The sequence below is a fragment of the Streptomyces sp. LZ34 genome (assembly GCF_053890475.1).
The window spans coordinates 8629306-8650767 of sequence record NZ_CM132680.1 but is presented as its reverse complement, the minus strand read 5'-3'; the positions used below and the strand labels follow the sequence as shown (position 1 = coordinate 8650767).

28 protein-coding genes are annotated in these 21462 nt (G+C 71.1%); 14 read left to right on the top strand and 14 right to left on the bottom strand.

All coding sequences use genetic code 11. The features are described 5' to 3' along the window. Window positions 1-35: 35 nt before the first annotated feature. Window positions 36-929, bottom strand: coding sequence for an amidohydrolase family protein (locus ACWY4P_RS36605; RefSeq protein WP_456204832.1), 894 nt, complete (start codon window positions 927-929; stop codon window positions 36-38). Between the two features lie 26 nt (window positions 930-955). Then, window positions 956-1390, bottom strand: a complete 435-nt coding sequence (locus tag ACWY4P_RS36600) for a MarR family winged helix-turn-helix transcriptional regulator (RefSeq protein ID WP_456204831.1) — start codon at window positions 1388-1390, stop codon at window positions 956-958. A gap of 102 nt (window positions 1391-1492) precedes the next feature. Between ACWY4P_RS36600 and ACWY4P_RS36595 the strand changes: the two genes are divergently transcribed. Next, window positions 1493-2353, top strand: a complete 861-nt coding sequence (locus ACWY4P_RS36595) for an alpha/beta fold hydrolase (RefSeq protein ID WP_456204830.1) — start codon at window positions 1493-1495, stop codon at window positions 2351-2353. Between the two features lie 48 nt (window positions 2354-2401). After that, a complete protein-coding gene (locus ACWY4P_RS36590; RefSeq protein ID WP_456204829.1) occupies window positions 2402-2821 on the top strand; it encodes an SRPBCC family protein in 420 nt (139 codons plus the stop codon). Here ACWY4P_RS36590 and cpt read toward each other — a convergent pair. From cpt to ACWY4P_RS36575, 3 genes are read right to left on the bottom strand one after another with little or no spacing between them, the layout of a single operon-like run. Next, window positions 2796-3347, bottom strand: a complete 552-nt coding sequence (cpt, locus tag ACWY4P_RS36585; RefSeq protein ID WP_456204828.1) for a chloramphenicol phosphotransferase CPT — start codon at window positions 3345-3347, stop codon at window positions 2796-2798. The genes ACWY4P_RS36590 and cpt overlap by 26 nt on opposite strands. A gap of 18 nt (window positions 3348-3365) precedes the next feature. Beyond that, window positions 3366-3569, bottom strand: coding sequence for a DUF397 domain-containing protein (locus ACWY4P_RS36580; RefSeq protein ID WP_456204827.1), 204 nt, complete (start codon window positions 3567-3569; stop codon window positions 3366-3368). Between the two features lie 10 nt (window positions 3570-3579). Further along, window positions 3580-4416, bottom strand: coding sequence for a helix-turn-helix domain-containing protein (locus ACWY4P_RS36575; protein ID WP_456204826.1), 837 nt, complete (start codon window positions 4414-4416; stop codon window positions 3580-3582). 154 nt (window positions 4417-4570) lie between these two features. Between ACWY4P_RS36575 and ACWY4P_RS36570 the strand changes: the two genes are divergently transcribed. After that, window positions 4571-4993, top strand: coding sequence for an ATP-binding protein (locus tag ACWY4P_RS36570; RefSeq protein WP_456204825.1), 423 nt, complete (start codon window positions 4571-4573; stop codon window positions 4991-4993). Here ACWY4P_RS36570 and ACWY4P_RS36565 read toward each other — a convergent pair. Further along, window positions 4985-5995, bottom strand: a complete 1011-nt coding sequence (locus ACWY4P_RS36565) for a WD40 repeat domain-containing protein (protein ID WP_456204824.1) — start codon at window positions 5993-5995, stop codon at window positions 4985-4987. The two genes, ACWY4P_RS36570 and ACWY4P_RS36565, sit on opposite strands and share 9 nt — an antisense overlap. A gap of 130 nt (window positions 5996-6125) precedes the next feature. Between ACWY4P_RS36565 and ACWY4P_RS36560 the strand changes: the two genes are divergently transcribed. Continuing rightward, window positions 6126-7055, top strand: coding sequence for an oxidoreductase (locus ACWY4P_RS36560; RefSeq protein ID WP_456204823.1), 930 nt, complete (start codon window positions 6126-6128; stop codon window positions 7053-7055). A 6-nt stretch (window positions 7056-7061) separates the two neighbouring features. On the opposite strand, the gene ACWY4P_RS36555 is transcribed toward ACWY4P_RS36560, so the two are convergent. Next, window positions 7062-7805, bottom strand: coding sequence for a class I SAM-dependent methyltransferase (locus tag ACWY4P_RS36555; RefSeq protein ID WP_456204822.1), 744 nt, complete (start codon window positions 7803-7805; stop codon window positions 7062-7064). 138 nt (window positions 7806-7943) lie between these two features. Then, the gene (locus ACWY4P_RS36550) at window positions 7944-8309 is read right to left on the bottom strand and encodes a hypothetical protein (protein ID WP_456204821.1); all 366 of its coding nucleotides are present in this window, start codon (window positions 8307-8309) and stop codon (window positions 7944-7946) included. Window positions 8310-8530: 221 nt separating this feature from the next. Between ACWY4P_RS36550 and ACWY4P_RS36545 the strand changes: the two genes are divergently transcribed. Genes ACWY4P_RS36545 through ACWY4P_RS36535 form a run of 3 tightly spaced genes read left to right on the top strand, consistent with a single transcriptional unit; the run spans window position 8531 to window position 10149 of the window. Continuing rightward, window positions 8531-8893, top strand: coding sequence for a hypothetical protein (locus tag ACWY4P_RS36545; protein WP_456204820.1), 363 nt, complete (start codon window positions 8531-8533; stop codon window positions 8891-8893). Then, the gene (locus ACWY4P_RS36540) at window positions 8890-9726 is read left to right on the top strand and encodes a hypothetical protein (RefSeq protein WP_456204819.1); all 837 of its coding nucleotides are present in this window, start codon (window positions 8890-8892) and stop codon (window positions 9724-9726) included. Before ACWY4P_RS36545 ends, ACWY4P_RS36540 begins: the two co-directional genes overlap by 4 nt. Before the next feature lie 45 nt (window positions 9727-9771). Beyond that, on the top strand, window positions 9772-10149 hold the full coding sequence (locus ACWY4P_RS36535) for a roadblock/LC7 domain-containing protein (protein WP_456204818.1): 378 nt from the start codon (window positions 9772-9774) through the stop codon (window positions 10147-10149). Window positions 10150-10233: 84 nt separating this feature from the next. On the opposite strand, the gene aroQ is transcribed toward ACWY4P_RS36535, so the two are convergent. Together aroQ and ACWY4P_RS36525 are read right to left on the bottom strand one after the other, a co-directional pair. Further along, the gene (aroQ, locus tag ACWY4P_RS36530) at window positions 10234-10704 is read right to left on the bottom strand and encodes a type II 3-dehydroquinate dehydratase (protein ID WP_456204817.1); all 471 of its coding nucleotides are present in this window, start codon (window positions 10702-10704) and stop codon (window positions 10234-10236) included. 2 nt (window positions 10705-10706) lie between these two features. Beyond that, the gene (locus ACWY4P_RS36525; protein ID WP_456204816.1) at window positions 10707-11027 is read right to left on the bottom strand and encodes a hypothetical protein; all 321 of its coding nucleotides are present in this window, start codon (window positions 11025-11027) and stop codon (window positions 10707-10709) included. A gap of 133 nt (window positions 11028-11160) precedes the next feature. Between ACWY4P_RS36525 and ACWY4P_RS36520 the strand changes: the two genes are divergently transcribed. Continuing rightward, window positions 11161-12150 (top strand): NADP-dependent oxidoreductase, encoded by a 990-nt coding sequence (locus tag ACWY4P_RS36520; protein WP_456204815.1) that lies wholly within the window; start codon window positions 11161-11163, stop codon window positions 12148-12150. On the opposite strand, the gene ACWY4P_RS36515 is transcribed toward ACWY4P_RS36520, so the two are convergent. The 3 genes from ACWY4P_RS36515 to ACWY4P_RS36505 are packed head-to-tail and all read right to left on the bottom strand — an operon-like array spanning window position 12119 to window position 15432. Next, the gene (locus ACWY4P_RS36515) at window positions 12119-13486 is read right to left on the bottom strand and encodes an MFS transporter (RefSeq protein ID WP_456204814.1); all 1368 of its coding nucleotides are present in this window, start codon (window positions 13484-13486) and stop codon (window positions 12119-12121) included. The genes ACWY4P_RS36520 and ACWY4P_RS36515 overlap by 32 nt on opposite strands. A 52-nt stretch (window positions 13487-13538) precedes the next feature. Continuing rightward, window positions 13539-14435 (bottom strand): sugar phosphate isomerase/epimerase family protein, encoded by an 897-nt coding sequence (locus ACWY4P_RS36510; RefSeq protein WP_456204813.1) that lies wholly within the window; start codon window positions 14433-14435, stop codon window positions 13539-13541. After that, the gene (locus ACWY4P_RS36505) at window positions 14422-15432 is read right to left on the bottom strand and encodes a zinc-dependent alcohol dehydrogenase (RefSeq protein WP_456204812.1); all 1011 of its coding nucleotides are present in this window, start codon (window positions 15430-15432) and stop codon (window positions 14422-14424) included. Before ACWY4P_RS36505 ends, ACWY4P_RS36510 begins: the two co-directional genes overlap by 14 nt. Window positions 15433-15729: 297 nt before the next feature. Between ACWY4P_RS36505 and ACWY4P_RS36500 the strand changes: the two genes are divergently transcribed. Further along, window positions 15730-16536, top strand: coding sequence for an IclR family transcriptional regulator (locus ACWY4P_RS36500; RefSeq protein WP_456204811.1), 807 nt, complete (start codon window positions 15730-15732; stop codon window positions 16534-16536). A 6-nt stretch (window positions 16537-16542) separates the two neighbouring features. On the opposite strand, the gene ACWY4P_RS36495 is transcribed toward ACWY4P_RS36500, so the two are convergent. Next, window positions 16543-16980 carry a MarR family winged helix-turn-helix transcriptional regulator gene (locus ACWY4P_RS36495; RefSeq protein WP_456204810.1) on the bottom strand — a complete coding sequence of 146 codons (438 nt, stop codon included), beginning with the start codon at window positions 16978-16980 and terminating at the stop codon, window positions 16543-16545. Window positions 16981-17209: 229 nt separating this feature from the next. Between ACWY4P_RS36495 and ACWY4P_RS36490 the strand changes: the two genes are divergently transcribed. From ACWY4P_RS36490 to pcaG, 5 genes are read left to right on the top strand one after another with little or no spacing between them, the layout of a single operon-like run. Next, a complete protein-coding gene (locus tag ACWY4P_RS36490) occupies window positions 17210-18049 on the top strand; it encodes a CoA transferase subunit A (protein WP_456204809.1) in 840 nt (279 codons plus the stop codon). Next, the gene (locus tag ACWY4P_RS36485; RefSeq protein ID WP_456204808.1) at window positions 18049-18837 is read left to right on the top strand and encodes a CoA-transferase subunit beta; all 789 of its coding nucleotides are present in this window, start codon (window positions 18049-18051) and stop codon (window positions 18835-18837) included. Before ACWY4P_RS36490 ends, ACWY4P_RS36485 begins: the two co-directional genes overlap by 1 nt. Before the next feature lie 5 nt (window positions 18838-18842). Next, entirely contained in the window at window positions 18843-20054 is a 1212-nt protein-coding gene (locus ACWY4P_RS36480) for a thiolase family protein (RefSeq protein WP_456204807.1), read from the top strand. Window positions 20055-20065: 11 nt separating this feature from the next. Continuing rightward, complete coding sequence (gene pcaH, locus ACWY4P_RS36475; RefSeq protein ID WP_456213182.1) at window positions 20066-20833, top strand: protocatechuate 3,4-dioxygenase subunit beta; 768 nt, start codon at window positions 20066-20068, stop codon at window positions 20831-20833. Continuing rightward, window positions 20833-21444, top strand: a complete 612-nt coding sequence (gene pcaG, locus ACWY4P_RS36470; protein WP_456204806.1) for a protocatechuate 3,4-dioxygenase subunit alpha — start codon at window positions 20833-20835, stop codon at window positions 21442-21444. Before pcaH ends, pcaG begins: the two co-directional genes overlap by 1 nt. Window positions 21445-21462: the final 18 nt, after the last annotated feature.

Here is a 21462-nt window from a genome sequence, read left to right as displayed (position 1 = left end):
CCGACAGCGGGCCGACCTGCCGGTCACAGAACGACTCAAAGACCGAAAAGCCGGGCGGCGTTGTCATGGCAGACCGCGCGCAGCCAGTCGGCGCCGAGACCGAGGTCCCGCAGGGCGCGCAGGGCATCCACGTACGGATACGGGATGTTCGGGAAGTCGGTGCCCAGCAGGACCTTCTCCCGCAGGGCGGCGAGCCTGGGCAGCTCGGCGCGCGGGAAGGGCATATCGGCCTCGACAAACGAGGTGAAGGACATGGTCGTGTCGAGCATGACGTGCTCGTACCGCTCGGCCAGGTCGAGGAATTCCGCGTACTCCGGCCCGCCCAGATGCGCGACCACCAGCCGCAGCGCGGGATGGCGGGCGAGGACGGCGCCGATCGGGCCGGGCCCGGTGTGCCGGCCGGGGATGGGCCCGGAGCCGCAGTGGCTGACCACGGGTATGCCGCGCTCGGCGAGCAGCGCCCACACCCCGTCCAGCAGCGGGTCGTTGGGGTCGAAGCCCCCGACCTGCAGATGGCACTTGAAGACGCGCGCACCCTGGTCGAGGGCGCGGCGCACATCGTCGAGGGCGCAGGGCTCGGCGTAGAAGGTCGCGGTGTGCAGACAGTCCGGCGTACGGGCGGCGAAGTCGGCGGCCCAGTCGTTGAGCCAGCGGGCCATGGCGGGCTTGTGCGGGTAGAGCATCGCGGTGAAGGCGCGCACTCCGAAGCCGCGCAGCACGTCGAGGCGTTCCTGCTCCTCTTGCCGGTACGCGATCGGCCAGACCTTCCCCACGAGAGGGCCCGCCGCGTCGAAGTACGCCCAGACCTTGTCCAGGACGCGCTGCGGCATGAAGTGGGTGTGGACGTCGATGAGGTGGTCGAGCCCCACCTCGGCGCGGAAGGCGGCGACGTCGGCACGCTCGGCGGTCATGAGAAGCGGGTCGGCCATGAACGGCAGGGTAGTGCCGTGGTCGCTTACGGAGTGAAGTGGCGGGCGAGGACCGCGAGGGCGTCGGTCACCTCGCGCAGCCGCTGAGGGTCGTCGGTGCCGAGGGCGGTGGCGAGGGCCGCGTCGATGGTCGTGGCGCGCACCTGCGCGACGCGGGCGGAGGGCTCGGCAGCGGGGCTGATGAGCGCGCGGCGACGGTCGGCGGGGTCGGGGGCGGTGGTGATGGACCCCGCCTCCTTCAGGCGGGCGACGGCGGTGGAGATCTGGCTCTGCGGCAGTCCGGTGCGGGCCGCGATATCGCCGACGGTGGTGCCGGGGTGAGCGGCGATGTCGCTGGCGGCGATCAGCACGAGGCGGGTGCTGCCCGCGTGGCGTTCGCTCCCGCCGGGGGGTTCGGGCATGGCGTCCTCGCCGATCTTCATGAGCGTACGGCCGAGGAGGAAGAGTTCGACTCCGTTCACGGAGCGAGGGTACATCGAATTGGATACATCTATCTTGATGCATCGAATTCGATGGATTACTGTGATGCGTGGCAGCCACGCCACTGACACGAGGGGAACCCCATGACGTACGAGAACACGTATGAGAACACTCGCACCGGCACCCTCGACGCGCCCGGCGCCACCCTCCACTACCAGGTGCGCGGGGACGGCCCCGCGCTGCTGATCGGCCAGAGTGGCGAGGGGGACGCCGACCGCAGCGTCGACCTCGCCGCGCGCCTCGCCGACACGTACACGGTGGTCACCTACGACCGGCGGGGCCTGTCACGGAGCCGACTCCACGACCCGTCGCGCGGGGCCAAGCTCACCGAGCACGCGGACGACGCGGCGCGCGTACTCGCGGCGGTGACACCCGAACCGGCCGCGATGCTCGGCTGCAGCCTCGGCGCCGTCATCGGCCTGCACCTCGCGCTGCGCCACCCCGGCCGAATCCACACCCTGATCGCCCACGAGCCCGTCGCGCCACGGCTGCTCCCCGCCGCCGAACGGACCCACCACGAACACGAACTCGCCCACCTGCGGCAGCTCTACGTACGCGACGGCCTCGCCGCAGCCCTCCCCGAGATCGCCCGCGTCCTCGGCATCGACACCAGCGGCCGCGACTCCGAACCCAGCCTGACCCCACAGCCCATCAACGACCTGCGCCGCGCCAACTTCGACTACTTCATCCGCCACGACTTCACGGCGGTACTCGCCGACACGCTCGACCTCCCCGCTCTCACGGCCACCCCCACCCGCATCATCCCGGCCGTCGGCCGCACCACCCCCGACGGCGTCTTCGACCGCCGCTGCGCCTACGCCCTCGCCAGCGCGCTCGGCACGGAGGTGGTGGAACTGCCCGGCGGCCACAACGGCAACACCAGCCACCCGTCCGGCTACGCGGCCCGCCTGCGCGACCTGCTCGCCGTCCCTGCTCAGCTATGACCGATTCGTTCAAGACCACGTCGGCAGCGGCACCGTACCGTCGAGGCCATGGAGAACACGGAGAAAATCGCTTCGGAATCGCGCCACATCAGCACACATATCGACCGCCCCGCCAAGGAGGTCTACGACTTTGCGTCGACCCCCACCAACCTGCCCCGGTGGGCTCACGGGCTGGGGAACTCCATCGACAAGATCGACGGGCAGTGGATCGCCGAGTCGTCGCCCATGGGGCGGGTCGTGGTCGCCTTCGCGCCCCGAAACGAGTTCGGCGTCCTCGATCACGATGTCACACTGCCGTCGGGCGAGACCGTCTACAACCCGGTGCGGGTGATCGCTGACGCCACCGGCTGCGAGGTGGTGTTCACCCTCCGCCGACAGCCGGACATGAGCGACGAGGACTTCCGACGCGACGCGGACGCGGTGACCCGCGACCTCGCCACGCTCAAGCAGGTGACGGAGCGCGGCTGACACGAGCGGCGATGGCCCGCGCACACTCCAGGGGCTCGGTGTGCGTGGTGTCCACCTCCAGGTCGTAGCTCACGCCCTGGTGGACCACATCCGCCTGCGACTCGGCCATTCCCACAGCCCGATCCCCGCGGGCGGCCTCACGGGTCGCGGCAACCTTGGGCTCACACCTGACGCCGACCCACAGCACACCGAGGCCGCGCAGAGCCTTCACCCACCGCTGCTGTGACTCCGCCTGCCCCAGGAACACCTCGTCGACGATGACCCGAGCCCCGGCCCGGGCCATCGCGGCGACCCCCTCGATCCACGCGGCCTCCAGCGCCCTGAACTCGGACCCGACGCTCACGCCGCCATCCGGAGCGATCTCGATCCCCGATGTCGACCCCGTCATGGACGCGGGCATCGCCTCGATCAGCGTGTCGATGCTGAACGTCAGCCATGGATCCGGCAGAACCGCCTGCAACCCCCTGGCGAGGCTGGATTTCCCCGAGCTGGAACCACCGTTGAGGACGATCACGTGAGTAGCCATCGCGCCAGGGTAAACGGCCTAACCGTCGAGCTCGCCGTCCCGGACGGCGTCCACGAACGCCTGCCAGGCCGATGGCTCGAAGCGCAGGGCGCCGCGCGCGCGGTCCTTGGTGTCACGGACGGCCTGACGGCCGGTGGGGAGGATGCCGCGTTCGACGCAGTTGTTCGCGGTGCCGCTGTAGCTGCTCTTGTGCCACATCGCGCGGTCAAGCTCAGATATCACGGTCTGCTTCCTAAGTGAGGTCGTGGATGTACTGCAGAGATGCGGCGGGAGACAGTGCGGCGGCCGTCAGCTCGTCCCACGCCGTCGAGTACCGCACAACGTCCTGCCGCCGTTCGAGCAAGCTACCACCGGTGATGTGCTCCAACCAGACGATGTCCGCCGGGGGTTCGCCCCTCTGACGGAAGACGGTGAACGGAGGACACTGTTCCAACGGAAGGGGCGCATCCAGCGGCAGGATCTGGATGTTCACGTTGGGCCGTTTCGCCTCGCGCAGAAGATGTTCAAGCTGCTCAAGAGCCACATCCGGAGATCCGCCGATGCGGTGCAGCGCGGGTACGTCGATGATGGCGCGCAGGCAGAACCCGGACTGGTCGTCGAGCAGTTCCCTGCGCTTCATCCTTGTCTCGACAAGGAGTTCCACACGGTCGGAGGGGAGCACCGCGAACATATGCCGCACGTACTCCTCGGTCTGCAGCAGACCCGGAATGAGCATGGACTCGTAGGTGCGCACCAGCTCGGAGTCCGCCTCAAGGGTGAGGAGGTCTCTCAAGTCATCCCGCAATAGCGGGCCTTGACCGCTCCACCAGTCCACCTTGTGGATCTCCTTGGCCAGCCGCCTGAGGCTCGCACACTGACGCTCGTCCTCGACCCCGTAGTGCTTGAGCAGCACCGTCAGATCCAGCGGCCGGATGCCTCGCCTCCCGTTCTCGATCTGGCTGACTTTCGGCTGCCCGCACTCCAGGACTTCGGCAACCTCATGGACCTTCAAGCCCGCCTCAATGCGGAGTCGGCGCAGCTCCGCGCCGAGCCGACGACTGCGCATGGTGGGCATATCGCTCTGTGCCATGGCGGCATGCTGCTCCGCAATCGGACTTCCGAACAAGCGCCTTGCGCACTTTCATCACTCATACGAGTGACGGCTAAGGAATAACTTGCCTGAGCGATAGGTGACGGCCCATCATCGCGGCATCACCGACCGTCACCGAAAGGCCGTGCCCGCCATGGCAGTTGAAGAGGTCCCCCAGCGCTACGATCAGCACCTGCACGCCGCCCCCGAAATACTGATCCGCATCCGCCGCATCATCGGCGCCCATCTGCGGCTCTGGGGCCGCGATGACCTCATCGACGCCGTGGCGCTCTGCGTCACCGAAGTATTGGCGAACGTCCACAAGCACACCGACTCCGGCGAGTGCCACCTCCGGCTCCAGAACACCCCGGACGGCGTCCGCACCACGGTCAGCGACACGGAGCCCACGCTCCCCACCGTCCGCGAACCGGACTGGTGCGCCGAGAGCGGGCGCGGCATGTTCATCCTCAGTAGCACCGCCCACCGCTGGGGCGTCCTGCCCACACCCACCGGCAAGGACGTGTGGTTCGAGTGCCGGTCCGCCCGCCTCGCACCTTCGCCGTCGTCGTCAGGCTGATGGGTCCCAGACGCGTACGACGCCTCCTCGGCCCGCCGTCAGCACCACGTGACGGCCCTCCGCCAGCGTGATCGCCACGGTCCAGACTTCGCCCTCGTGTCCGGCCAGTGGCGCCCCGACCTGCCGGCCCTCGGCGAGGTCCCAGATCCGGGCCGTCCCGTCGTCGCTGCCGGTCACCGCGAGTGTCCGGGCTCCGATCACAGCGGTGGCCAAGGCGGACGTGCGCTCCGTATGGCCCGTGGGGAAGTTGCTGACCGGATCGCCGCCGACCGCGTCCCAGATCCGCATCTCGCCGGAGTGGGTCACCGCCAGCACAACGGGACGGCCACCGACCTCGGACAGGGCAACGGCGTGGACCGATCCGTCGGCAGACCACTTGTGGAGCAGCTCTTCGGACTCGAGATCCGACAGCAGAACTTCGCTGTCGCCGCCCGACACGACAACCGGACGCCCGTGCAGCCGCCCCGCCACGAGACCGCACATATCGTCGGAATGACCGGGAAGCTCCCGAGGCTCCTGCCCCTCCGCGTACTCGTCATCTGTCGGACCCCACGCCTCGACCTCGGGATCCGACGGATCCCACACCCACACCTCGGGCGCGGCCGCACCGGCCACAAGGGTGGTGCGCCCGCCCACCGAGGTCAGGGCCAAGGCGTGGACGCAGCTGCGGAACTCCGGCGGGGCATTGAGCAGCTCGCCGCTCATCACGTCCCACAGGCCCGGCCCCTGGTGCTGCCCGCCCGCAGCGAACAGCACCCGCCCATCGGCGACGGCCACGTCAACATGCTGGAAGTCCGGGTACACGGGAATGCCGTACGACCCGTTGTCGAAATCGGCCAGTGGCCGCTCCAGCCACTCACCGCTGAGCAGGTCCCACGTCCACACGTCGTTGCGACTGGCGCACACCGCCAAGGGACGTCCGTTCACATCGACCACAGCGAAGTCGTCGATGTTTCCTTCGGACGGAATCATGCTGTGCTTGATCAACCGATCGTCAGTCATGCCGGTGATGCTAAGGCGAGGCGCCGAAGCACACGGCGAAACCCACCTCGCACCTTCGCGACTGCGCGCCTAATCTGTGGCCGGAGGCGACGGCTACCAGCGCGTAGCGCAGACGGCGAAGGAGCATGTGATGAAGGGCTGGACCGCGAGCGACATCCCCGACCAGACCGGCCGCACCGCCGTGGTGACCGGCGCCAACAGCGGCATCGGCTACGTCACCGCCCGCGAGCTGGCCCGCCACGGCGCCCAGGTGGTGCTGGCCTGCCGCAGCGAGGCGCGCGGGTCCGAGGCCGCGGAGCGGATCCGGGCGCAGGCGCCGGGCGCGGACGTGCGGGTCGCGTCGCTGGACCTGGCAGACCTGAAGTCCGTACGGGCCTTCGCGGCCGAGCACAAGGGCGACCGGCTCGATCTGCTGATCAACAACGCGGGCGTGATGGCCCTCCCGTACCGCAGAACCGCCGACGGCTTCGAGATGCAGTTCGGCGTCAACCACCTGGGGCACTTCGCGCTGACCGGGCTGCTGCTGCCGAAGCTGCTGGAGGCGGGCCCGGGAGCGCGAGTGGTGAGCGTCTCCAGCTTTATGCACATGCTGGGGACAGTCGATCCGCGCGACCTGAACATGGAGCACAAATACCGGCGTTGGACCGCCTACTCCCGCTCCAAGAGCGCCAATCTCCTCTTCATCCACGAACTGTCCCGCCGTCTGCGCGCCTCCGGCGCCTGGCTGACTGCCGCCGCGGCCCACCCCGGCTACGCCTCGACCAATCTCCAGACCGCCGCCCCCAGGATGGAGGGCCGCCGCGGGACCCAGCGCTTCATGGAGATCGGCAACCGCTTCTTCGCCCAGACCCCCGACAACGGCGCCCTCCCCACCCTCTACGCGGCCACCGCCCCCGACGTACGCCAGGACGACTTCTTCGGCCCGCCCTTCCAGATGTGGCGCGGCACCCCCACCCGCTCGGCCCGCGCGAAGTGGACGCGGGACGACAGGGCGGGCAGGGGGTTGTGGGCGGCGTCGGAGCGGTTGACGGGTGTGCGGTACGACGCGCTCGCGGGCTGACGCAGGTCAGGAGTCGGTCACCAGCAGTCGATAGCCGACGTCGATGGTGTCGAGTGCGAGCAGGTCGGCGTGACGGTGGTGCCAACGGCCGGTCGCGAGGTCGTCGCTGAGCCTTGTCAGGCCGGGGGCGAGGACGTCTTCTCCGGTCTGGGCGAGCATGGAGATTCCGGCGCGCACCTGTGGGTCGAGATAGGCGTGGGGGCGGCGCCAGTAGGCCGCTCCGAACCCGTCCGTGCAGTCGTGCGGGACGCGGACGGGCTCGTGCTGCGCCCCGCCAAGCAGCGTGGCCAGCCGGCCGGTCGGGATGGCCCGGGTGTCGTCGAAGGCGGCGGCCTGGGGAAGGTACTCGCGCACGAGCCAGAACTGCTCGCGGAAGATCTGCTGGTCCCAGGTCAGGATGACGACGCGGCGGCGCGCGACCCGGCGGAGTTCGGCGATGCCGGCCGCAACATCGCTCCAGTGATGGACGGTCAGCAGTGCCATGACGGCGTCGGCAGCGTTGTCGCGCAGCGGAAGATGTTCGGCGACCGCGCGCACGGCGGGCGCGGCCCCGGGTGGGCGCTGGGTGAGCATGACGTGGCTGGGCTCGAGGGCGAGAACCGTCTGCGGCGGCTCGTAGGAGCCGGTGCCCGCTCCTACGTTGATCACGTCCGCGGCGTTCCCGAGCGCGGCGTGAATCTGCGCGGCGATCCGCGGATCCGGCTGCCGGGTCCGGCCGTAGGTCGCGCTGAGCGTGTCATAGATGGCCATGCATCTCAGTTTGCGCAGGGCTTTCACCGCTGTGGGCAGGCCAGGCACGGCGGGCCCTGGACATTCAGTGAGCGCAGCACGGGGGCGCACCGGCTGCCCGGTGCGCCCCCGTGTAGCCGATGTCGCGCGCCGCGCCGGTCAGACCTCCAGGCCCTGCTCGAGCTTGCGCAGGTTGTGGCGCGCGAGGGCGAGGTTCGCGCGCTGGCGGTCCAGGGCGATGTAGAGGAAGAGCGAGCCGTTCGACTGCTGCAGCGGTCGGATGAGGTGGTACTGGTTGGTCAGCGTGATGAGGATGTCCTCGATGGAGTCGCGGATCTCCAGGCTGGCCAGCGTGCGGATCTTGGCCCGGACGACCTCCGTGTTGCCGGCCGCGGCCAGCTCCAGGTCGAGGCCGCTGCCGCCGCCCACGGTGCCCAGGGTCATGCCGCTCTCGTAATCGACGAGAGCCACCCCCAAGGCTCCGTCGATCGTCATGGCCTCCTTCAGAGCAGTCTCGATGTTCATCAGCACTTCCTTCGAGGTCTTCGGCGGGTCGTCACGCCGTACGACGGGTGGCGAGCAGGATGGTCGGCAGAGCTCGTGCGGCAACGGGCGCCATCACGTAACGTGCAAGAGAAGCACAACTGTTGATGATTTTTAGGCAGATTGTGATCGGCTGAGTTCTTTCTCGCCAAAATTGTGATCGAAGAGTATCGTCGCGGCACTCCAGAAGTGAAGGGGGCGGGGTGTCCGAACTGGCCATGTCCATGCGCCACTTGCTCGACCACCAGGGAGTCAGCGCCGCCATGCTGGTGGACGGCACCACGGGGCTGGAGTACGGCTTCAGTGGTGATCGTTCGGCGCTGCCGCGTGCCGAGCAGGCCTGTGACGATGCTCGTCAGGTTTCGGACACTTTCGAAGCCGCCACGGGATACGCGGAGTTGGAGAACATCACGGTGACCACCACGCAGTGTCACTACCTCACCCGGGTGGTGCCCCGGGAGCGGGGCGACGCCCTGTTGCTGGTGGTCGCGCTCGCCAGGGAGAGTACGAACCTGGCGTTGGCGGCCCGTCAGATTGACGACCACGCACGGCAATTGCTCGCATGAACGACTTCCGGAGCGAGTTGACGGCGCTGTGTGAGCAACGGTTCACCGGGGTGCTGCGGATCGAGGGAAGCCCGGCGGGGGTCATGCATCTGCGCGAGGGGCTGATCGCGGGGATCGTCACCCCCGGTGCCCCGGGGCCCGAGTCCCTGTTGCTGAAGTCGGGGCGGATCACCGAGCGGGAGTGGTCCGCGGCGTTCGCCGCCGGGGTCGCCGAGGAGCGGGTGGCGGAGCAGCTGACGGCGACCGCCGGGATCAGCGCGGCGGAGCTGGAGGTGGTCACGGTCTCCGCCCTGTACGACGGGGCCTTCACCATGGCGCTGAACCGGCCGGAGCGGTGGCAGGCCGAGCCCGGAGCCGTCAATCTCCCGCTTCCCGTACGGCCCGGGGTGCATCCGCGGGATCTGCTGCGGGAGAACCGCCGTCGGCTGTCCGAGCTGTCCCAACGGTGGGGCTCGCCACAGCAGTTGGTGCTGCACCGGGTGACGGGCCGGGCCGCCCCGAGCGGCGTGGCGAACCCCCGTTTCCGCGACATCCTGCTGCACGCCAACGGCCGGCACACGCCCCGTGACATCGCCTTTCTGGTCGGGCGCGGCACCTTCGCCGTCGTCACCGACATCGTCTCCATGGCCACCCGCGGCCTGCTGGACGGCCGGCCCGCCCCTGCGCCCACGGGGGCCGCCGGGGCCGCCGGCGCCGCGATCAGGACACCTGCCCGGGAGGAGGGCGGTGGCGCGGCCGGGGCCGGGGTCGGCTCCGGCGTCGTACCGCCCGACCCGCTCCCGCCCGCCGCACTGCCCCGGCGCCGCCCGGGCACCAACCGCCCGACCAACTGAATACCGCAGCACCACCCCCCGCACACGGCGCAAGGAGTTCTCGTAGTGAGTGATGAAGGACTGGTCCAGGAGCTGAAAGGCCTGCGGGAACAAGTCCTTGGCGTGAGCGACACGCTCGTCGCCACCGCCGACGGCCTTCTCGTGGCTTCCGACAGCTACGAGATCCACGCCGAGTCGGTGGCGGCGCTCGCGGCCGCCTCGCTGGGCCTCGCCCGGCGCACCGCGGGGGAGGTCGGCATCGGCGGGCTGCGCGAGGTGGTCACTCGCGCGCAGTCGGGGCACCTCGTCGTGTACGCCATCGGGGAGCAGGCGCTGCTGGCGGTCAGGGGGGACGAGGGGCTCGACCTGGACGGGCTCCATGTGACCTCCCGCGCGACCGTCGAGCGCCTCGCCGCCCTGATGTCCGTGGATCTCAGCGCCTGATCAACCGCCTGATCGGGCGCCTGATGAACCGTCTGATCAGGCGTCTGATCAACCCTCTGGTCAGGCGGCTGATCAGCCGCCTCGTCAGCCGTTGATACGGCGGCGCTCCTCGATGCGGTGGAGTACGGCGCGCAGCGCCAGTTCGTAGCCGAAGACGCCGTGGCCGCAGAGATAGCCCTGGCTCACCGCCGCCGTCACCGAGGTGTGCCGGAATGGCTCGCGGGCGTACACATTGGAGATGTGGACCTCGATACAGGGCACACCGAGGCCCGCCACCGCGTCCACCGCGTCGCGCAGCGCGTAGCTGTAGTGCGCGTACGCGCCGGGGTTGAAGATGATGCCGTCGTCGTGGCGGGCCTGGTGGACGAGGTCGACGAGCACGCCCTCGCTGTTGCTCTGCGCGCACCGCACCTCGGCGCCCAGCTCCTGCCCCAGCGCAGCCGTACGCTCCTCGATCTGCTCGAGCGTGGTGGATCCGTAGGTGCCGGGGTCACGCTCGCCGAGGAGGTTGAGGTTCGGGCCGTGCAGCAGCAGGACACGGGGGCGGGTGGTCATCGTCAATGGTGTCCGATTCGTTCGTCGAGGGCGCGGCGGGCGCCTTCGAGGGCGGAGGCGGTGGCCCGGCGGGCCGTTTCGGCGTCGGGGAGGCCGAGGGCGGCGGCGATCTCGTCCCAGTTGTGGCCCGAGCCGAGCAGCGCCTGTACCGCGGCGCCGAGGGCGGAGTCGGTGGCGCGGCGGGCCTCGGCGATCTCGCTGAGGGTGGCGAGCAGATCGGGGGCGGTGTGGGCGGCGCCGGTGTGGCGGCCGGCGAGGGTGAGCGACTGGTCCGCGGTCACCCACCAGTCGGCCGGAGTGGGGGGCTGTTGAGTCACGGTCACCTGGACATGGTAGCTCCGGGGACCGTTGAACGGTTCTCGTGGTCCGCTGTACGGACCTGCTCGACGCGCCCCGCCACGCCACCGGTTCCACACTGGTGAGTGCGAGGTACGTGTGAAAGGAGCTGATCGACCGATGAGCACGATGCATGCGGTACGGGCTCACACACGAGGTGGCCCCGAGCGGCTGGCGTACGAGTCCGCGCCACGGCCGGAGCCCGGGGCCGGGGAAGTTCTCGTGGAGGTGCGGGCCGCCTCCATCACCTCCGGCGAACTGGCCTGGGACGCCTCCTGGACCGACAGCTTCGACGGAACGGGCCGGGCCCGCACGCCGGTCGTCCCCTCACACGAGGTCTCGGGGGTCGTCGCCGAGCTCGGCGGGGGCGTCACGGATCTCGCGGTGGGCGACGAGGTCTACGGGCTGATCCCCTTCACCCGCGACGGCGCGGCCGCCGAGTACGTCACCGTCCCCACCGCCGCGCTCGCCGCCAAGCCCGCCCGGCTGGACCACGACACCGCGGCCGCCGTTCCCCTTGCCGCTCTCACCGCCTGGCAGGCGCTGTCCGACCACGCCGGCACAGAGGCCGGACAGCATGTGCTGGTCCACGGCGGCGCGGGCGGCGTGGGGTCCTTCGCCGTGCAGATCGCCGTGGCGCTGGGCGCGCGGGTGACGGCCACCGCCTCAGCGCGGGACCGCGAGTTCGTCACGGGGCTGGGCGCCGAAGAGGTCATCGATCACCACGCCGAGCGCTTCGAGGACCGCGTCGCCGACGCCGATGTCGTGTTCGACACGGTGGGCGGCGAGACGCAGACCCGTTCGTGGACGGTGCTGCGCCGGGGCGGGACGCTGGTCAGCATCGTGCGGCCGCCGAACCCCGAGCGGGCCGCCGCCCGTGGTGCGCGTGGCGTGTTCTTCGTCGTCGAGCCCGATCGCGCCGGTCTCGAGGCGATCACCGAACTGATCGACGGCCGACGGCTCACCCCGGTGGTGGACCGGGTCGTCCCGCTCGCCGATACCCGCGCCGCGTACGAGGCGCTGCGTACCGAACACCCGCGCGGCAAGATCGTCCTCCATGTCGGTGACGAGCCCCACGTCACGCCTCGACCCGCTCCACCTTGTCGATGAGCAGCGCGTACGCCAGCAGCCCCACGGCCACCACGATGCCGATGTAGCCGAGCGCCCAGGCGAAGGAGCCCGTGCTGTCGACGATGACGCCGATCACCAGCGGGGTGAGCACCCCGCCCGCGTTGGCCATGAAGTTGAACACGCCGCCGCCGGTGCCGGTGAGCCGGCGCGGGACGGCGTCCGAGAACAGCGCCCAGCTGTTCTGCATCAGGCCCTGGGCGAAGAACGCGATCGACATGAAAGTGATCACGAGCGGAACGGAGTTGGTGAAGTTCGCGCAGACGATGATCGAGGCCAGTACGAAGCCGATCATCACGGGGGCCTTGCGGGCGAACGTACGGGACTTCCCGCTGTTGAGCATCCGGTCCGACCAGGCGCCGCCGACCAGCGTGCCGACCAGCGCCGCGAGATACGGGGCGGAGGCCCAGAACCCGGCCTTGATGACGCCCATGTCCTTCTCCTCCACCAGATAGCTGGGGAACCAGGTGAGGAAGAAGAACAGCACGGAGGCGCTGGCGAACTGGCCGATGTACATGCCCCACAGCCGCCGGTTGGTGAGCAGTACCCGCAGATCGTCCCAGATGTCCGTGGGCTCGCTCGCCGCGGCCTTCTCGGCGGCGTCGGCCGTCTCCTGCTCGTCCGCCTGCCGGATGTGGGCGAGTTCCTCGGCGCTGACCCGCGGGCTCTGCTCCGGCCGGTCGTACACCCGGCGGAACCAGACGACGGAGAAGAGCAGCCCGATGGCCCCGGTCACCAGGAAGACCGAGTGCCACCCGAAGTGCACGGTGAGCAGCGAGAGCACCGGTGCGGCGATCGCCAGGCCGATGTACTCGCCCGCGGTGTACGTGGCGGTGGCCCGCCCGCGCTCGCGGCCGGGGAACCAGTTGACGACGAGCCGGTTGTTGGACGGGAAGGCCGGGGCCTCGAAGGCGCCGAGCGCGACGCGCACGCCGATCAGCGAGCCGAAGCCGCGGGTCAGCGCCATGGCGCCGGTGGCCAGCGACCAGCCGATGAGCGCGTAGCCGAAGGCCAGCTTGGCGCCGACCTTGTCGATCAGCCGCCCGGTGGGGATCTGGAGCAGCAGATACGCCCAGCCGAAGGAGGAGAGCAGCACGCCCTGTTCGGTGGCGCTGAGGTGGAAGTCGTCCTTGATGTGCGGGAGGGCGACCGACAGGTTCGTACGGTCCAGGTAGTTGATCGCGGTGATGACGAACAGCGACGCGAGCAGGCCGTAGCGGGCGCGGCTGACGGCCGGGCGGGCGCGGTCGGGGATGAGGGGTGGTGGAGCGGTGGAGTCGTCGGCATTGGCGTCAGTGTTGGTGCTTGTGGTGCTCATGAAGACTCCTTTGTCTCGGCCGGGGGACTCAGCTGGGGGACTCAGCGGGAAGTCAGGCGGCGGGGGTGGCCACGGCAGCCGTGGCAAGGACGCGACACGTGGTCCGGTACGCGCGCGCGGCGGTCTCCGCGGGTGCGCGGGCGTCGAGGTCGTCTGAGAGGACCTCGACCGAGACGGGAGCCTGTACGCCGGCTCGGCACAGCAGTCGCAGCAGACCGGTGAGGTCGGCCGCTCCCTCTCCCGGCAGCTGCCGCTGGTGGCGGGCTTCGTGCAGGGTGTCGGACAGGGGGGTGGGCAGCACGTCGTCGAGCTGGACGCTCACCACGGCGCCGGGCGGCAGGGCCGCGATCTCCTCAGGACGGGTACGGCCCCGGGTGAGGTGCCAGGCGTCGAGGATCAGCCCGGGGGACGCGGACGCGGAGGCGGGCGCGGAGGCGGGCGCGGACGCGGCCCCTGTCGGGCGTGGGGACCGTACGGCGGACACGACACGCGCCGCGAGACCCAGATCGCGGATGCCGGAGAACGGCATGAACTCCAGTCCCAGCACCGCCCCCGCCCGCTCGGCGCGCTCGGCGGCCGCCCGGAGCCCGTCGACCAGGTCCTGGTACGGGTGCTCGTCGAACATCCCGGCGTTGACCCGCCGGGCGCCGAAGGTCTCCGCGATGCGGAAGACGGTGTCGTCCTCGCTGCGCCGCCGCTCGTCGTAGCGCCGCGGCCGCGCCCAGTGGCGCAGCAGCTCCACCTCGGTGAGCCGCAGGCCGTACTCGGACAGCAGGGCCGCCAGCCGGGCGTCGGTCCAGCCCTCCGCGCGGGCCCTCCGGTACTGGTGCACGGCCAGGCCGATGCCGGTGAACCCGGCCTGCGCGGCGGCCCGGACGCGCTCGCCGAAGGAGGCGGTGCGCAGGGTCAGGGCGGACAGGGTGAGCCCGGGGGCGTCAGTCGCCGTCATCGGGGCAGCCGCCGTCATCGAAGAGATCCAGGGAGATCCAGGTCTTGCCGGCCCGGTCCCGGGCCCCCGCGAACGCCTCCTGCGCACGCTCCAGCGGGAAGCGGGCACAGGTCGCCGCGCCGGGCCGCACCGCGTCGGAGGTGATGTCGGCCAGCGCGGCCGTGAAGTCGCCGGGGTGGTCGTAGATGAGCGAGCCGCGCAGGGTGAGCTGGGAGCGGACCAGCTGGTTGACGCTGAGCGGCAGCGCCGCCGCGCCGAGCCCGACGAGGACGGCGGTGGCGCCGGGGACCGTACGCTCCAGGGCCGCGCCCAGCGCGGCAGCCACCCCGGAGGACTCGAAGACGTACGCGAAACCGCCCTCGCCGTCGGCCGCGGCGCGGGCGCCGAGCGCCTCGGCGTGCGCCAGGCGGCGGGGGTGCGGCTCCACGACGGCCGGGCGGACGCCGATGGCCAGCAGCGCCTGGCACAGCAGCAGGCCCTGCGCGCCCGCGCCGACGACCAGGGTCTTGTCCCCGGCGCCGACTCCCCCGCGCCGCACGGCGGTGCGGGCCACCGTGTACGGCTCGGCGCAGGCGAGGTCGGCGGGATCGGCGGTGTCGGGGACGGGGTGGGCGAAGGGGGCGGGGACGGCGATCCGCTCGGCGAGGAGACCGGGCGCGTTCATGCCGACGATGGCGCGCTTGGTGCAGGCGGAGGTCAGGCCGCGGGCGCACTCGGGGCAGCCGAGACAGGCGTAGTTCGGCTCGATGACCACGCGCCCACCCACGGCGCGGTCCACGACCCGCTCGCCGACGGCGACGACCCGGCCGAAGCCCTCGTGGCCGACGACCCACGGCAGCGCCGGGACGGCCCGGTCGCCGTCGAAGACGGCCAGGTCGGAGCCGCAGATGCCCATGCCTTCGAGGCGGACCAGGACATCGTGGGGGCCACACTCGGGTTCCGGCCAGTCGTCGACTGTCTCAAGGCGGCGGGGAGCGGTGAGGACGGCTGCTTTCACCGTGTCTCCTACGTGGGGAGGGGGAGGGCGGACATGGGGAGTTGGTCCGCTGAATGGACCTTTGGGTCCGTGTGCCGGTGACGATAGAACGTATGCTGAGCATCGACAAGAGGTTGCGGGCGAGTAACCGCGGTGTAAATGGGGCAGCCGGACCGGGAATCGGGGCCTGCCAAGCCAGAAAGCCCTTACCCGCCCCGCTCCGGCCCTGGTCCGCGCAGCGGACCTCGGTCCATACTGGGCGTCCATATCGGGACTGGACAGGTCCGCCGAGCGGACCGAACGGTAAGGAACGGCGGCATGAGCGAAGACAGCACGGGCAGCAAGGACGACAAGGAAGGCGGCAAGGAAGGCGGCGAGGCCCGGGGTATGCGGACGGTCCAGCGGACCATCGACATCCTCGAGCTGTTCAACGAGCACCGCCCCGCGCTGTCCCTCCGCGAGATCGTCACCACCAGCGGCCTGCCCAAGACCACCGTGCTGCGGATCCTCCAGACCCTGCGCCTCAACGGCCTGCTCTGGCTGGATGAACACGGCCGCTACACCGCGGGCCCCGCCTTCCTGCGCTGGGTCCGCATGGCGGACCAGGGCTGGCGGCTGCCCGCCCCCGCCCGCCGGGCGCTGCGCGAACTGGCCGCCGAGCACCGGGAGACGGTGCACCTGTACGTACGGCGCGATGTGCACCGCATCTGCATCGCCCAGGAGGAGGGCCCACAGGCGCTGCGCCATGTCGTCCAGGTCGGCGACGAACTGCCGCTGTGGGCGGGCGGCCCGTCCAAGGTGCTGCTGCTCGGGGCGGACGACACGCTGCTCGACCGGGTCGCCCGCCGCTCCCCCCACGGCCCGGACCACACCACGACGCTGCGCCGCTGGGTGGCCGACACACTGCGCAACGGGTACGCGGTCAGCCACGGCGAGCACGAGGAAGGGCTGTCGGCGGTGGCCGTCCCGGTACGGGCACGGGGCGGCGAGGTGGTCGCGGCACTGTCCTTCGGCGGCCCATCCGCCCGCTTCACGGCGGAGCGGCTGCCACGCTTCGTCAACTCACTGACGACGGCGGCCCGCACGGTCGGGGGCAGCGGGGGGTTCGGCGGCCTGCGCGGATAGGGCGACCTACGCCCGCAACTCCTCCGCCGCGTCCGCGACCCGCGCGATCAGCCGCAGCAGCGTCTCCCGCTCCCCTTCGTCCAGCGGCGCGAGGAAGACCCGGTTCATCCGCGCCGTACGCGTCACCAGCTTGCGGTGGACGCGGACGCCCTCATCCGTCAGCTTGAGCACATTGCGGCGCCCGTCGCGCGGGTCACGCACCCGCTCGACCAGCCCGCGCCGGGCCAGCCGGGCCACGACGTCGGCGATGGTGGAGCGGTCGAGGTGGACGTGTTCACTGAGGGTGCGCTGGTCGATGTCCGGCTTCTCGACGAGCGCGTTGAGCACCGCGAACTGCGGCGAGGTCGTCTCCTCCGAGACCATCGCGCCCCACAGGAGGGAGTGTGCCTGCTGCAGCCGGCGGGCCAGGTGCCCGGGGTGCGTGCTCAGATCGACCGCGCCCATGCCCCGTCGCCCCTCTTCCCTCGCATTTCATTCGTACACTGAATAATTCTGCCCTGCGGAAGCGCGCACGTCGAGCACAGGTTTTTCTTCCGCATGTCCCTTGACCGCACCTCCTCGCCAATGACAGCGTTCTGGGCAGACAAAAATAATCAGCACACTGAGCATCTGGGTCCAGATGGTCTCAGACGGCCCCAGATGGCCTCAGTTGTGCGAGCACCGCGGAGTGACGATGGCCGACATTCGTAGCCTGCACGACGCCGTGGCGGACCTTGTCCACGATGGGGACACCCTCGCGATGGAGGGCTTCACCCACCTGATTCCGTACGCCGCCGCGCACGAGATCATCCGTCAGGGCATCACCGACCTCACCCTCGCCCGGATGACCCCCGACGTCATCTACGACCAGCTGATCGGCGCCGGACTGGTGCGCAAGCTGATCTTCTCCTGGGGTGGCAACCCCGGCGTCGGCTCGCTGCACCGCTTCCGCGACGCCGTGGAGAACGGCTGGCCGCGCCCCCTGGAGCTGGACGAGCACAGCCACGCGGGCATGGCCAACCGCTATGTGGCGGGCGCGTCCAAGCTGCCGTTCGCCGTGTTGCGCGGCTACCGGGGAAGCGACATCCCGTCCCGTACGGAGACGGTCGCAACCGTCGTCTGCCCCTTCACCGGCGAGGAGCTGGCCGCGGTCGCGGCCCTGAACCCGGACGTCACCGTCATCCACGCCCAGCAGGCCGACCGGGACGGCAACGTCCAGCTGTGGGGCCTGACCGGTGTGCAGAAGGAGGCGGCGCTCGCCGCCGACCGGGTCCTGGTGACCGTTGAGGAGATCGTCGACACGCTGGAGCCGCGGCCGGGCGGGGTCGTCCTGCCGACCTGGGTCATCGACGCGGTGGCCCACGTCCCCGGCGGCGCCCACCCCTCGTACGCCTCCGGGTACTCGGTCCGGGACAACGCCTTCTACCAGGCCTGGGACCTGATCGCCCGCGACCGCGAGGCGTTCACGCGATGGATCGAGGAGCACGTGCGAGGCAGCATCCCCAGCGGCAGCGGCGACAAGGTTGGCGCGTGATGACCGACAACTTCACCCGCGACGAGCTGATGGAGGTCAACGCCGCCCGCGCGCTCGCCGGCGCCAGGACCTGCTTCGTCGGCATCGGGCTGCCCAGCACCGCCGCCAACCTCGCCCGCGCCACGGTCAATCCGGGCCTGGTCCTGATCTACGAGTCTGGGACGATCGGCTCCAAGCCGACCCGGCTGCCGCTGTCCATCGGCGACGGCGAGCTCGCCGAGACCGCGGACGCCGTGGTGCCGGTGCCGGAGATGTTCAACTACTGGCTGCAGGGCGGCCGGATCGACGTCGGCTTCCTGGGCGCGGCGCAGGTCGACCGCTACGCCAACATCAACACCACGGTCGTGAACCGCGGCCCGGACAAGCCGGAGGGCCGGCTGCCGGGCGCGGGCGGCGCCCCCGAGATCGCCTCGAACTGCGGCAAGGTGCTGATGGTGCTGCGCCACTCCACCCGCAACTTCGTCCCGAAGCTCGACTTCGTGACCACCCTCGGCCACGGCGGCGGCCCCGGCGACCGCAAGAAGCTCGGCATGCCCGGCGCGGGCCCGGTCGCCGTCATCACCGACCTCGGCGTGCTGCGCCCCGACCCGGCGACCGCGGAGCTGGTGCTGACCGAGCTGCACCCGGGGGTATCTGTGGAGCAGGTACGGGCCGCCACGGGCTGGGAGCTGCGGGTGAGCGACGAGCTTGGCGCGACCGAGCCGCCGACACCGCAGGAGCTCGCCGCCCTGCGCGCGCTCAAGAACGCCGGAAAGAGCTCCGGAAAGAGCTCCGGAAAGGACGCCTGATCCCGATGACCAACGCCACGCCGCGCAACGGCACCCTGCGCGAGGTCTACATCGTCGACGCCGTGCGCACGCCCGTCGGCAAGTACGGCGGCGCGCTCGCGGGCGTGCGCCCCGACGACCTGGCCGCCCATGTCGTACGCGCCCTCCTCGCCCGCACCCCCGACCTCGACCCGGCCAGCATCGACGACGTCTACTTCGGCAACGCCAACGGCGCGGGCGAGGAGAACCGCGATGTGGCCCGGATGGCCGTCCTGCTGGCGGGGCTCCCCGTCGGCGTGCCGGGCGCGACCGTCAACCGGCTGTGCGCCTCGGGCCTGGAGGCCGTGCTCCAGGCCGCCCGCGCCATCGCCGTCGGCGACGCGCACATCGCGCTGGCCGGGGGCGTGGAGTCGATGAGCCGCGCCCCCTGGGTGCTGCCCAAGCCGGAGCGGGCCTTCCCGGCCGGGCACCAGCAGCTGTACTCCACCACGCTCGGCTGGCGCATGACCAACCCCGACATGCCGCCCGAGTGGACCGTCGCCCTCGGCGAGGGCGCCGAACTGATCGCCGACAAGCACGGCATCGGCCGCGCGGCGCAGGACGCGTACGCGCTCGCCAGCCATGAGAAGGCGGCGCGGGCGTGGCGGGAAGGGGCGTACGACGCGGAGGTCGTGCCGTACGAGGGCGTGGACCTGCCCCGGGACGAGACCATCCGCGACACCACATCGCTTGAGTCCCTGGCCAAGCTGAAGCCCGCCTTCCGCAAGGACGGCGGCACGGTCACGGCCGGCAACGCCTCGCCGCTCAACGACGGCGCGGCCGCGCTGCTGCTCGTCGACGAGGAGGGGCTGCGGGCCACCGGGCGCGAGCCGCTGGCCCGCATCGGCGCATCCGCCGTCACCGGCATCGAGCCGCAGTACTTCGGCCTCGGGCCGGTCGAGGCCGTGCACCGCGCGCTCGCCAAGGCCGGGCGCACCTTCGCCGACCTGACCACCCTGGAGCTCAACGAAGCCTTCGCCGCACAGGTGCTGGGCTGCCTCGCCGAGTGGCCGGACCTGGACCCCGCCCTCGTCAACCCGCGCGGCGGCGCCATCGCCATCGGCCACCCCCTCGGCGCCTCCGGCGCCCGGCTCGCCGGGGCCGTCGCCCACCAGCTCGCGGCGGCGGGCTCCGGGGTGGGCCTGGCCACCTTGTGCATCGGCGTCGGGCAGGGCCTCGCCCTCGTACTCGAAAGGTAACGGTGACACAGTTGTCTCTCACCCAGTCCGACATCGACGGCGAACTGGCCGTGATCCGCGAGGAGTACGGCCAGGCCCGCGCCGACGGGGCGCCCGCCGCCGACCACCCGTCACGCGACTTCCCGCCGTACCGCAGCAGCCTGCTGCGCCACCCCAAGCAGCCACTCGTCGCCGTCCAGGGCGACCCGGAGACCGTCGAGCTGCACACGCCGGTCTTCGGCCACACCGACATCACCGCGACCGACAACGACCTCACCGTCCAGCACCAGGGCGAACCCCTCGGCGAGCGCATCACCGTCTCCGGACGGCTCCTCGACAGCCGGGGCCGCCCGGTGCGCGGACAGCTCGTCGAGCTGTGGCAGGCCAACGCGTCCGGGCGCTACGCCCATCTGCGCGACCAGCACCCCGCCCCGCTCGACCCCAACTTCACCGGCGTCGGACGCACCCTCACCGGCGACGACGGGGGCTACACCTTCACCACGATCAAGCCGGGCGCGTATCCGTGGCGCAACCACGTGGGCGCGTGGCGCCCCGCACACCTCCACTTCTCCCTCTTCGGGACGGCGTTCACCCAGCGCCTGGTCACCCAGATGTACTTCCCCGGCGACCCGCTGTTCGGCTACGACCCGATCCTCCAGTCGGTCACCGACGAGCGGGCGCGACAGCGGCTGGTCGCGACGTACGACCACGCGCTCTCCCAGCCCGAATGGTCGCTCGGCTACCGCTGGGACATCGTCCTGGACGGGCCGTCCGCCACCTGGACAGAGGAGGGCCGCTGATGTCCACGCAGCCCATGTCCCCCACCCCGTCCCCCGACCTGTCCCCCACCCCCTCGCACACCGTCGGCCCCTTCTACGGCTACGCGCTCCCCTTCACCGGCGGCGGCGACATGGCCCCGGCGGGGCGCGCGGACGCGATCACCCTGCACGGATACGTCTACGACGGCGCGGGCGCCCCCGTCCCCGACGCCCTGGTCGAACTCTGGCAGGCGGGCCCGGACGGCTCTCTGTCCGGCGCCCCCGGCTCGATCCGCCGCGACCCGGTGACCGGCGGCTACGCGGGCCGCAACGGCGTGGATTTCACCGGCTTCGGCCGGATCCCCACGGACGCCGACGGCCACTGGACCGCTCACACCCTCCCCCCGGGCGCCCCCTCCCCGGCCCCCTACATCAGCGTCTGCGTCCACGCCCGCGGCCTGCTGCACCACCTCTTCACCCGCGTCTACCTCCCCGAAAACGCCGCCGCCAACGCCGCCGACCCCCTCCTCGCCTCGCTGCCCCCGGCCCGCCGCGAGACCCTGGTGGCGACGGCCGGGCCGCAGCCGGGGACGTACCGCTTCGACATCCGCCTCCAGGGCGAGGGGGAGACGGTCTTCCTTGAGTTCCGCTAACTCCCACGACCCGGCTGC